Origin of the sequence: Nonomuraea sp. SBT364 (assembly GCF_001083785.1) — a bacterium.
In the GTDB taxonomy this organism is placed as follows: Bacteria; Actinomycetota; Actinomycetes; order Streptosporangiales; family Streptosporangiaceae; genus Nonomuraea.
On the sequence record NZ_LAVL01000238.1, the window covers coordinates 1 to 10,531 of the forward strand.

At 69.9% G+C, this 10,531-nt stretch carries 10 protein-coding genes, 1 tRNA gene and 1 pseudogene; 6 read left to right on the forward strand and 6 right to left on the reverse strand.

Annotation, left to right across the window (positions count from 1 at the left end; all coding sequences use genetic code 11):
* Window positions 1-377 precede the first annotated feature (377 nt).
* Both ADY59_RS54185 and ADY59_RS44440 read right to left on the reverse strand, forming a co-directional pair.
* Entirely contained in the window at window positions 378-548 is a 171-nt protein-coding gene (locus ADY59_RS54185; protein WP_156326123.1) for a transposase, read from the reverse strand.
* Window positions 549-931: 383 nt separating this feature from the next.
* Window positions 932-1,005: transfer RNA gene (locus ADY59_RS44440), tRNA-Lys, on the reverse strand.
* A 103-nt stretch (window positions 1,006-1,108) separates the two neighbouring features.
* On the opposite strand from ADY59_RS44440, the gene ADY59_RS44445 reads away from it, so the two are divergent.
* The 3 genes from ADY59_RS44445 (at window position 1,109) to ADY59_RS44455 (ending at window position 4,416) form a co-directional block, all read left to right on the forward strand.
* Window positions 1,109-1,948 carry an AAA family ATPase gene (locus ADY59_RS44445; RefSeq protein ID WP_049576517.1) on the forward strand — a complete coding sequence of 280 codons (840 nt, stop codon included), beginning with the start codon at window positions 1,109-1,111 and terminating at the stop codon, window positions 1,946-1,948.
* Window positions 1,945-3,297: a vWA domain-containing protein gene (locus ADY59_RS44450; RefSeq protein ID WP_049576520.1), complete on the forward strand. Its 1,353-nt coding sequence runs from the start codon at window positions 1,945-1,947 to the stop codon at window positions 3,295-3,297. Before ADY59_RS44445 ends, ADY59_RS44450 begins: the two co-directional genes overlap by 4 nt.
* A 99-nt stretch (window positions 3,298-3,396) precedes the next feature.
* On the forward strand, window positions 3,397-4,416 hold the full coding sequence (locus tag ADY59_RS44455) for a hypothetical protein (RefSeq protein ID WP_049576522.1): 1,020 nt from the start codon (window positions 3,397-3,399) through the stop codon (window positions 4,414-4,416).
* Between the two features lie 28 nt (window positions 4,417-4,444).
* Here the strand turns inward: ADY59_RS44455 and ADY59_RS44460 are convergent, their stop codons facing one another.
* Window positions 4,445-5,209, reverse strand: coding sequence for a nuclease-related domain-containing protein (locus ADY59_RS44460; RefSeq protein ID WP_049576526.1), 765 nt, complete (start codon window positions 5,207-5,209; stop codon window positions 4,445-4,447).
* Between the two features lie 170 nt (window positions 5,210-5,379).
* Between ADY59_RS44460 and ADY59_RS44465 the strand changes: the two genes are divergently transcribed.
* Window positions 5,380-5,970 (forward strand): TetR/AcrR family transcriptional regulator, encoded by a 591-nt coding sequence (locus tag ADY59_RS44465; RefSeq protein WP_231619186.1) that lies wholly within the window; start codon window positions 5,380-5,382, stop codon window positions 5,968-5,970.
* On the opposite strand, the gene ADY59_RS44470 is transcribed toward ADY59_RS44465, so the two are convergent.
* The 3 genes from ADY59_RS44470 to ADY59_RS44480 are packed head-to-tail and all read right to left on the reverse strand — an operon-like array spanning window position 5,929 to window position 9,370.
* On the reverse strand, window positions 5,929-6,990 hold the full coding sequence (locus ADY59_RS44470) for an acyl-CoA dehydrogenase family protein (RefSeq protein WP_049576531.1): 1,062 nt from the start codon (window positions 6,988-6,990) through the stop codon (window positions 5,929-5,931). The two genes, ADY59_RS44465 and ADY59_RS44470, sit on opposite strands and share 42 nt — an antisense overlap.
* On the reverse strand, window positions 6,987-8,168 hold the full coding sequence (locus ADY59_RS44475) for an acyl-CoA dehydrogenase family protein (protein ID WP_049576532.1): 1,182 nt from the start codon (window positions 8,166-8,168) through the stop codon (window positions 6,987-6,989). Before ADY59_RS44475 ends, ADY59_RS44470 begins: the two co-directional genes overlap by 4 nt.
* Window positions 8,168-9,370 (reverse strand): acyl-CoA dehydrogenase family protein, encoded by a 1,203-nt coding sequence (locus ADY59_RS44480; RefSeq protein WP_049576533.1) that lies wholly within the window; start codon window positions 9,368-9,370, stop codon window positions 8,168-8,170. Before ADY59_RS44480 ends, ADY59_RS44475 begins: the two co-directional genes overlap by 1 nt.
* A gap of 106 nt (window positions 9,371-9,476) precedes the next feature.
* Here ADY59_RS44480 and ADY59_RS44485 point away from each other — a divergent pair, with 106 nt between their 5' ends.
* Window positions 9,477-10,055, forward strand: coding sequence for a GNAT family N-acetyltransferase (locus ADY59_RS44485; protein WP_049576534.1), 579 nt, complete (start codon window positions 9,477-9,479; stop codon window positions 10,053-10,055).
* A gap of 24 nt (window positions 10,056-10,079) precedes the next feature.
* Window positions 10,080-10,531: pseudogene (locus ADY59_RS44490) on the forward strand (hypothetical protein); the annotation flags it as partial.

Consider the following 10,531-nt stretch of genomic DNA (forward strand, 5'->3'; position numbering starts at 1 on the left):
GAAGAGCTGGAAGATTCTTCGGAAGCTACGGTGCTGTCCTTCCAAGGCCGGGCACCTGTGCAAGGCCATCGCCGTCCTCCAGAACCACCGCGTTGCGCAGGCGGCATGAGGATGAAAAGCGTTCAGTGCGCGATCGGTCAGCGCAGCTCGACCGATATGGAGAGAAGAAGCCCCGAGACCATTACCGTGGCCGACCTCCAGAATATCGATACCTGCGTTCTGTGCAGCCTGCGCATACGTGACGACATCGTCATGTGACATCTGGTGCGCCACGGCATGCTGCCCATCTCGCAGCGTCGCGTCGTACAAGTACAGGGCGTGTTCGGGACAAGGTCCTGGCTGCGACGGGGCAAAACTAGAATGCGTAGGAGTTCAACTCAACGGAACCGCCTTATGGATCGGGCGTTGGCCCAGATGGCATTGGTGGAGTAGATGGCCTTGCGGATCTCGACGTCGAAGGCCGGGAAGGTCACAAACTGTGCCAAACCGCTGTGCCACAGACGCAAGATGACCGGGCACTTCTGCTCCCAGACCTCGGGAACTCGCAGAACCTCTCCAGTGCCGCCCCCTTGTCGGGCGGTGTCGAAGGGCTTGAGCGCAACCGATCTTGCCTCAGTCCCGGCGGGCGGCGTACCTGAAAGGTCCGCGCAGCAGGTGGATCACACCTCTGGACGTTGGCGCACGGCTGGACAACCTCCACGTCTGCGACAGGCCCAGCACACAAGCTTGAGCGTAGTCAGCAGGCTGTACGCCAACTACTACCGCCCGGAAGCCACGCGTTGGGCGCTCAAGCCCGACGGCCACCGTCGCCCCGGACCGGCGACCGAAACACCAGCCATGCGCCGGAACCGTACCGACGAGCAACCCCCCGAGGCCCTCCGAGAAGCAAGAAACCCCAGCTCGGCCTACCGAACTGGGGTTTCTGTCAGGGTGCGCCGCCAGGGACTCGAACCCCGGACCCGCTGATTAAGAGTCAGCTGCTCTAACCAACTGAGCTAGCGGCGCGCCGTGCAGGTAGGAATATACCGGCACCGAGCATCCAGGTCGAATCGGCGGAAGTCGCACCCGTGCCGCTAGAATAAAGTTCGGCCTGCAGACAGGAGCATCGATGTTCGACTCGCCCGCCGACGTGACCGAGCGGCTCGCCGCCGTGGACTACCTCTCCGACGACGCCATCTCCACCTCGGTCTTCCTCGCCGCCGCGCTGGGCAAGCCACTGCTGGTCGAAGGGCCGGCCGGAGTGGGCAAGACGCAGCTCGCCAAGGCGGTCGCCCTGGCCACCGACGCCCAGTTGATCAGGCTGCAGTGCTACGAGGGCCTCGACGAGGCCCGGGCGCTGTACGAGTGGAACTACAAGAAGCAGCTGCTGCGCATCCAGGCCACGAGCGCCGACGACGACATCTTCAGCGAGGAGTTCCTGCTGGAGCGCCCGCTGCTGAAGGCGATCCGGTCCGCCGAGCCGTCGGTGCTGCTGATCGACGAGACCGACAAGGCAGACGTGGAGGTCGAGGGGCTTCTGCTGGAGCTCCTGTCCGACTTCCAGGTGACGATCCCGGAGCTGGGCACGATCGAGGCCGTACGCCGGCCGTTCGTGGTGCTGACCTCCAACGCCACGCGGGAGCTGTCGGAGGCACTCAAGCGGCGCTGCCTCTATCTGCGCATCGAGTACCCGACTCCGGAACGCGAGCGGGACATCGTGCTCAGCCAGGTGCCGACGCTCCGCGCGGACCTCGCCGAGCAGCTTGCCAGGACGGTGGCGACGCTGCGGTCGCTGGAGCTGAAGAAGGCGCCGTCGGTGGCCGAGACCGTCGACTGGGCCAACACGCTGCTGGCGCTCGGCCGCGAGGAACTGGACGAGGCGACCGTCGCCGGCACCCTCGGCGTGGTCCTCAAGCACGCCTCCGACCAGGCCCGCGCGGTCAAGGAACTCGGGCTGGCCACGCCGTGACCTCGCTCGTCGACAGGCACGTCGGCTTCGTGCACGCGCTGCGCGAAGCCGGCCTGCCCGTATCGCTGGCCGAGGGGCTCGACGCGGCGCGGGCGCTGCGGGTGATCGAGCTGGCCGACCGCGAGTCGCTGCGCGCCGCCTACGCGGCGACGCTGGTCAAGAAGCCCGCCTACCGGCCGGGCTTCGACGTGCTGTTCGACCTGTGGTTCCCGATGTCCACGACCGGGCTGTACGGGCCGCGCCCGGACCTGGAGTCGGCGCCCCTGGAGGAGTTGCGCGACTACCTGGCCGGGCTGCTCACCCAGAGCACGGACGCCGAGATGCGGGAGTTCGCCCGCGCCATGGTGGAGCGGTTCGGCCGGCAGGAGGCGGCGGCGGGCAGGCAGAACTGGTTCTCCTACAGCGTCATGCGCGCCCTGTCCCCCGAGACGCTGATGGCCAGGATCCTCAAGGAGGTCCTGACCGGGCAGGAGCGCGGCGGGCTGGCCGAGAAGACCGCACGCCAGCGGGTCGCGGCCAACACGCGGCGGCTGGAGGAGGCGGTGGCCACCGACGTGCGCCGCCGCATCGCCGAGGACTCCGGCATCGACAAGATCGCCCGCTCCGCCGTGCGCCCGCCGCTCGACCACATCGACTTCCTGCGCATCACCAAGGCCGACCTGGCCAGGCTGCGCAGGGAGGTGTATCCGCTGGCCCGGCGGCTGGCGGCACGGCTGACGATCAAGCACAGGAAGGGCAGGCGCGGGCGGCTCGACTTCCGCAAGACCGTGCGGGCGTCGCTGCAGAGTGGCGGCGTGCCGCTGACCACGCATTTCAAGCCGCCCCGGCCGCACAAGCCGGAGCTGGTCATCCTCTGCGACACCAGCGACTCGGTCTCCTCCTTCGCGCATTTCACGCTGCTGCTCACGTACGCGCTGAGGGAGCAGTTCACCAAGGTGCGGGCGTTCGGGTTCGTGGACACGGTGGATGAGATCACCCGGTTCTTCGTCCCGGGCGCCGACGTGGTGGAGGCGATGACGCGGCTGGCGAACGAGGCCGACATGGTGCGCTTCGGCCGGACGAACTACGGTCACGCGCTGGAGGGTTTCGCCGAGCGCTACGGCGACGCGATCGGCCCGAAGACGTCGCTGCTGATCCTCGGTGACGCGCGCTCCAACTACCAGCAGCCCGCCCTCGACACGCTCAAGTCGCTGACCCGGCGCGCCCGGCACGCGTACTGGCTGAACCCCGAGCCCCGGCAGCAGTGGGACACCGGCGACTCGGTGGCGACCGACTACGGCACGGTCGTGCCCATGTACGAATGCCGGAACGTCGCGCAGTTGACCGCGTTCATCGAGAGCATCGCCTAGGGATTTCTTGTGAATTGCGGTGCGCACCGGGATGGATAACCAGGCATTCCTCGCCGATCTACGGTTGCTAGCACCATCTGGTTCTGCGAGAGGAATGCCGTGAAACCGAACCGACTCTGTCATGCGTTCGCCGGGGCCGCGCTGTTGCTGGCCTCGGGCACGGCGGTGCCGGCCGCCTCGGCCGCCGCCTGCGCCTGGACGCCCTCCGACTTACCCGTGCCGGCCGGCACCCAGCAGTCGTCGGTCACCGCGACGAACCACCAGGGCGCTTTCTCGGGCCGCGCCGTGCTGGCGGACGGCCTTTGGCACGGCGTCTCCTGGCGGAACGGCCAGTTCGTCGACCACGGCGCCAAGGTCGGCGACGAGCCGATCGTGGGTCTGCCGGACGAGACCCGGTCGGGCACCGTGCTGGCCTGGACCGCCATAGCGGCCCCGCCTTATTTCGGGCCCAGTTACGCGATCCTGCTCAAGAACGGCCAGGCGGAGAAACTCGCCCGCCCCGCCGACGGATTCCTCCGGCCGCTCACCATCAACGAGAACGGCGACGTCACCGGCCGGAACATGGTGCGGATCGGCACTCAGTACGTGCACCGCCTGCTGCGCTGGCCGGCCGACCGGCCGGGTCAGGTGATCGAGACCGTCCTGCCCGGCGGCTACGAGCCCGCGGACGCGGACGAGGACGGCACGGTGTTGCTGCAGTCGCCGGACGGCCCGGCCCTGTGGCGGAACGGCACCGTCACCCCACTGGCCAAGATCGCGGGTGCGGCCGGCACGTTCGCGACCAAGATCTCCAACGGCCGGGTGATCGGCTCGATCAGCTACACCTCGCCCTACCGCACCTACGGCGTGCTCTGGGACACCGACGGAGTACCGCGCGTGCTGCCGCAGAGCTCCGACACCCGTGCCGTCAACCGTGACGGCCTGATCACCGGCACCACGGACGCGGCCACCGGCGGTGGCGTAGGCATCTGGCGGCTCGGCCAGTTCGTCCATTCCATCCCGAAGTCGCCCACGCACCACATGTGGCTCACGGTCGCCTCGGACGACGGCACGGTGGCCGGCAGCACGTACAACGTGCACGACGGAACCGGCGAGTCGTTCGTCGTGCGCTGCGTCTGAGGTCGCGACGCGGGAACCACGCCTGTCATCAAGCGCGCTGGAGCTCCCTTGCCGCCGTGCGGGTGAGGAGTTCGATCTGGGCGGGGTCGAGCCGGTCGCCGGCGCTCGCCCGGATGCGCCGCGCCACCAGGCGCGGCTTGAGCAGGGTGATGCCCTCGACCTCCAGCAGCCCGCGGCGCGGGAGCATCCCGCAGTGCACGGCCAGCAGCGGGGTGATGGTGACCGGGACGCCGGTCTCGCGGGTGAGCAGGTCGGCGAACGCCTCGGCGGCCTCGACCAGCGGCTTGGCGACCTTGGTGCCGTACTTCTCGCCGAAGAACAGCCGGCCGCCGTAGGTGGCGATCTCGGTGTCGGGGCTCCAGGACTCGTTGTCGACGATCCAGACGCCGCCGGGCCCGATCACGAGGTGGTCGATGGACGCCTTGTCCTTGATCGCCCGGCCGTCGAGCACGGTGTAGCCGCGCCTGCCCAGCGAGCGGCGCAGCAGGCGGCCGGTGATGGCCTCGCCCTGCCTGCGCCCGCGCCAGACGGCCGTGGCCTGGAAGCGCCGCCAGTCGAGCCACCAGTCGCCGGCGGCCACGAGCCCGGCCACCAGGAGCGCGTAGAACGCCGTGTAGGTGACGTCGAAGCGGATGCCGAGCGCGAAGCCGGCGGCGAACCCGGCCGCCGCCTTGAGGATGCGCGCCCTGCGCCGGCTCTGCGCCTCCTCACGCCAGAACTTCTCGTACCACCACTGGGGGGACGACCCCGTGTACTTCTCGTCCTGCTGCACGTAGATAGAGCCACCGGGCACGGCAAACTCCCCGAATGAGTGTGTCGTCAACAGGATCTGCCACGCCGAAGATCCCTCGCCGATTAAAGAGATACCCCATCCGAAACCAAGGTGAGCCTAAGGTGACGGAATTGGTACCCCTAGGAGAAGCATCACGGATCGACCGACCAGTCGGTATGCTGTCGTCCGTGATGAAAGAGGAACCGGTACGCCAGCGGCTGCTCGCCGAGGCCACCCGGCTGTTCGCCGAACAGGGGTTCGAGAGCACCTCGGTCCAGGAGATCGTGATGTCCGCCGGCGTCACCAAAGGCGCCATGTATCACTATTTCGACTCCAAGGACGACCTGCTGCATGAAATCTACGGCAGGGTCCTGCGCATGCAGATGGACCGGCTGACGCAGATCGCCGACAGCGGCGGCACGGTCGTCGAGCGGCTGCACCGCGCCGCCGCCGACGTGATCGAGACCACCACCGACAACCTCGACGACTCCAAGATCTTCTTCCGCTCGATGCACCTGCTGGCCCCCGAGACCCGCAAGAGCGTCCGGGCCGAGCGCCGCCGCTACCACGAGCGCTTCCGCGACCTGGTGCTGGAGGGCCAGCGCGACGGCGTGTTCAGCGACCGGGTGCCGGCCGAGCTGGTCGTCGACTACTTCTTCGGCTCGGTGCACCACCTGGGCACCTGGTACCACACGGACGGGCCGCTGACCGGCGCCCAGGTGGGCAAGCACTTCGCCGACCTACTGCTGACCTCTCTCGGGGCCGGGCACCTCGGCGAGTGAGGCCAGCGCCTCCCGATGGTCGCCGGGGGTGCCCAGGGCGATCTCGGTGGCCTTGGCGCGCTTGAGATAGAGATGCACGGGGTGCTCCCAGGTCATCCCGATGCCGCCGTGGAGTTGCAGCGCCTCCTCGGCCACGCGCACGGCCACGCCGGCGTTCCAGGCCTGGGCCACGGCCACCGACACGGGCGAGCCGTCGGCCGCCGCGCCGCGCGCCGCGGCCCTGGCCCTGACCACGTCGAGCCAGAGGTCGGCCAGCCGGTGCTTGATCGCCTGGAACGACCCGATCGGCCGCGCGAACTGGTGACGCTCCTTGACGTAGGCGAGCGTCGTGTCGAGGCACCACTGCGCGACCCCGTACTGCTCGGAGGCCAGCAGCCCGGCCCCGAACCGCAGCACCTCGGCCACGTCCACGTCGCCGAGGCGGGTGGCCTCGGCGCCGTCCAGCGTGACGGTGGCGACCGGCCGGGTCAGGTCCAGCGACGACACGGCCGCCACCTGGGCGCCCTCGACGTGGTAGAGGCCGCCGTCGGCGGGCACCAGCAGCACGTCCGCCACGTCGGCCCCGGCCACGCCGGTGACCGTCCCGGACAGCCGCCCGTCGGCCGACCGTACGGAGGAGCCGCGCGACGGGTGGTACGGCGAGGCCGCGAACGACACCGCGAGCGCGGCGGTGGACCGGCCGTCGGCGAGCCGTTCGAGCAGGCCGGCGGCCCCGGCCTGGACCAGCGCCCGGGTGGCGAGCACCGAGCTGGTGAAGAACGGCACCGGCGCGACGCCCCGGCCCAGCTCCTCCAGCACGACCGCCACCTCGCTGGCGGACGCGCCGGCCCCGCCGTGCTCCTCGGGGATGAGCAGCCCGGCCACCCCGATCTCCCCGGCCAGCGTCTTCCACAGGTCCAGGTCGTACGGGTCCGACTCGGCGCGCTCGAGCACGGCGGCGGGCGGGCAGCGGTCGGCGAGCAGGCCGCGCACGGCGGCGCGCAGTTCCTCCTCGACCTCCGAATACAGCAGGCTCGTCATCGCGGGAGGTCCTTCCAGGGCACGTCCTTGTCGACGCGGGGCTCTGAGGGCAGGCCGAGCACCCGCTCGGAGATGATGTTGCGCAGGATCTCGGAGGTGCCGCCCTCGATCGAGTTGCCCTTGGCGCGCAGGTATCGGTAGCCGGGTCCGCGGCCGTAGAAGTCGACGGTCTCGGAACGGCGGAAGGCCCAGTCGTCGTAGCCGAGGTCGCGCCGCAGCTCGATGTCCAGGCCGGACAGCGCCTGGTTGAGCTTGGCGAACGACAGCTTCATGCCCGAGCCCTCGGGGCCGGGCTGGCCGGCGGCGAGCTGCTCGCGCAGCCGCGCCCCGGACAGGCGGGTCACCTCGGCCTCCACCCAGAGCGACAGCAGGCGCTGGTGCAGGTCGTGGGTGCGCAGCTCGGGATGCTCGCGCCAGAACTCCAGCACCGCGCCGACCATGCCGCCGCCGCGCCGCACCGGGCCGCCGCCGATGGCGACGCGCTCGTTCATCAGCGTGGTCTGGGCGACCCGCCAGCCGTCGCCGACCTCGCCGAGCCGCAGGTCGTCGGGGAGCCGCACGCCGGTGAGGAACACCTCGTTGAACTCGGCCTCGCCGGTGATCTGCCGCAGCGGGCGCACGTCCACGCCGGGCGCGTGCATGTCACAGACGAAGTACGTCATGCCGCGGTGCTTGGGCACGTCCGGATCGGTACGGGTGACCAGGATCGCCCAGCGCGAGTGGTGGGCGCCTGACGTCCACACCTTCTGGCCGTCGACGACCCACTCGTCGCCGTCGCGCACCGCGCGGGTGCCGAGCGTGGCCAGGTCGGACCCCGCGCCGGGCTCGCTGAAGAGCTGGCACCAGATCTCCTCGCCCGTCCACAGGGGGCGCAGGAAACGGCGCTTCTGCTCCTCGGTGCCGAAGGCCAGGATCGTGGGCGCCGCCATGCCCAGCCCGATACCCTGCACTCCGCCGTCGAGCTGCGGCGTGTGGGCCAGCTCGCGCTCGACCACCTGCTGCAGCTCGCGCGAGATGCCCAGCCCGCCGAGGCCCTCGGGGAACCACACCCACGCCAGACCCGCGTCGAACCTGGCCCGCAGGAACTCCAGCCGGTCGCCGTCCGGATCGTTCTCGCTCAGGAACGCGGCGACGCGTTCCTTGAGCCGTGCTTCGTCCACTCCAGCTCCTGTCGTCATCACATGTGCTTCTTCAGCTCGCGGTAGGCCAGCGACCGCTTGTGCACCTCGTCCGGCCCGTCGGCCAGGCGCAGCGAGCGGGCTCCCGCCCAGAGGCCGGCCAGCGGGAAGTCCTGGGACACGCCGCCGGCGCCGTGCACCTGGATGGCCTTGTCGAGGATCCACTCCACGGTGATCGGGGTGGAGATCTTGATGGCCTGAATCTCGGTGTGGGCGCCCTGGTTGCCGACGGTGTCCATCAGCCAGGCGGTCTTGAGCACGAGCAGGCGCAGCTGCTCGATCTTGATGCGGGACTCGGCGATCCAGTCCTGCACCACGCCCTGCTGGGCGACCGGCTTGCCGAAGGCGGTGCGGGCCAGCGCCCGCTCGCACATCAGCTCGACCGCGCGCTCGGCCATGCCGATCAGGCGCATGCAGTGGTGGATGCGGCCGGGGCCGAGCCGGGCCTGGGCGATGGCGAAGCCGCCGCCCTCCTCGCCGATCAGGTTGTCGGCCGGGACCCTGACGTCCTCGAACACGATCTCGGCGTGGCCGCCGTGGTCGGCGTCGGTGTAGCCGAAGACGTGCATGCCGCGCTTGATCGTCATGCCGGGCGTGTCACGCGGCACCAGGATCATGCTCTGCTGGCGGTGCTTGGGCGCCTCCGGGTTCGTCTTGCCCATGACGATGAAGATCTTGCAGGCGGGGTTCATCGCGCCGGAGATGAACCACTTGCGGCCGTTGATGACGTATTCGTCACCGTCGCGGATGATCGAGGTGGCGATGTTCGTCGCGTCGGAGGAGGCCACGTCGGGCTCGGTCATCGCGAACGCCGAGCGGATCTCGCCGTCGAGCAGCGGGGTCAGCCACTCCTTGCGCTGCCACTCGCTGCCGAACATGGACAGCACTTCCATGTTGCCGGTGTCGGGCGCGGCGCAGTTGGTGGCGACCGGCGCCAGGTGCGGGCTGCGGCCCATGATCTCCGCCAGTGGCGCGTACTGCAGGTTCGTCAGCCCGGCGCCGTGCTCGCCGGGCAGGAACAGGTTCCACAGGCCGCGCTGCCTGGCCTCGTCCTTCAGGTCGTTGACCAGCGGCGGGGCGCTCCAGCCGCTGGTGCGGGCCTGCTCTTCGAAGGCGGACTCGGCGGGATAGACGCATTCGTCCATGAACAGCAGCAGGCGCCGCCGCAGGTCCTCGGTGACGGTGTCGAAGGCGAAGTCCATGCCGCGAGCCTACCGACCGGCCGGTATGAGTGTCGACAGGTGGTTCCCCGCAAAATCGCCCAGGTGGACATCAGCGCGCCGACGGCCCGTCCCTAAGCTGACCGCCATGACCGCGACCTTGCCGGCACCCGTGGTGCTGGAGAACGACGACGTCCGCCTTGAGCCGCTCACCCTGGAGCACGTGCCCGACCTGTTCGCCGCCGGCGGCGGGGACGAGGAGCTGTGGCGGTGGCTGCCCGTGGCGGCGCCGCGCACCGAGGAGGAACTGGCCGCGGTCGCCCGCACGCTGATCGAGGACGACAAGCACGTCCCGCACGCGGTGATCGTGAAGGCGACCGGCAAGGCCGCCGGGTGGACCGCCTACTGCGACGTGCCCGGTTTCGACGAGAGCATCGAGATCGGCTGGACCTGGTACGGCAGGGCGTACTGGCGCTCGGCCGTCAACACCGCGTGCAAGCTGCTGCTGATCGACCACGCCTTCGACAAGCTGGGCTTCAACCGGGTGCTGCTGAAGACCGACTGCCTGAACGAGCGGTCCCAGAACGCCATCAGGCGGATCGGCGGGGTGCACGAGGGCACATTGCGCCGCCACCGCCGCCGTACCGACGGCACCTGGCGCGACACCGTTTGTTTCGGCATCCTCGTAGAGGAATGGCCGGACCACAGGGCCCGCCTGCACCGCTGACCGGAAGAAGGCATCCGACTCCGCATGGGCGATCGGCTGGGAGGCTACTGGCTAGGCGTTCGGCTCGGCAGCGGTGTCCGCGAGGCCTACGACGAGTCGGGGGTCCGGCATGCCCTGCGGGTGCTGGCGCCTCCCGACGATCCCGGGGCGCTGGCCGACTGGGTGGCGGCGGTCCGGCAGGTCAGCTCCTTACGGGTGGCCCCGCTGGTCGACCACCGCCTCGGGGCCGACCCGCCCTACCTGGTCGGCGAGTACGTCGAAGGGGTGAGCGTGCGGGACGCCGTCGAGCGGCACGGGCCGTTCGCGGCCGACGACCTCTACCGGCTGGCCGCCACCACGGCCACCGCGCTGGCCGCCGTCCACGAGGCGGGCGTCGCGCACGGCGGGCTCAGCCCCCGCACCGTCCTCCCCACCGCCGACGGCCCCCCCCCCGGCTCTTATACAAATCTCCGCAGCCACGACGCCGTACTAGATCT

Excerpts from the sequence above, each read along its gene's own strand:
- ADY59_RS44445 (WP_049576517.1), top strand. The coding sequence starts at position 1,109 with ATGTTCGACTCGCCCGCCGACGTGACCGAGCGGCTCGCCGCCGTGGAC.
- ADY59_RS44465 (WP_231619186.1), top strand. The coding sequence starts at position 5,380 with ATGAAAGAGGAACCGGTACGCCAGCGGCTGCTCGCCGAGGCCACCCGG.
- ADY59_RS44470 (WP_049576531.1), bottom strand. The coding sequence starts at position 6,990 with ATGACGAGCCTGCTGTATTCGGAGGTCGAGGAGGAACTGCGCGCCGCC.
- ADY59_RS44475 (WP_049576532.1), bottom strand. The coding sequence starts at position 8,168 with ATGACGACAGGAGCTGGAGTGGACGAAGCACGGCTCAAGGAACGCGTC.
- ADY59_RS44480 (WP_049576533.1), bottom strand. The coding sequence starts at position 9,370 with ATGGACTTCGCCTTCGACACCGTCACCGAGGACCTGCGGCGGCGCCTG.
- ADY59_RS44485 (WP_049576534.1), top strand. The coding sequence starts at position 9,477 with ATGACCGCGACCTTGCCGGCACCCGTGGTGCTGGAGAACGACGACGTC.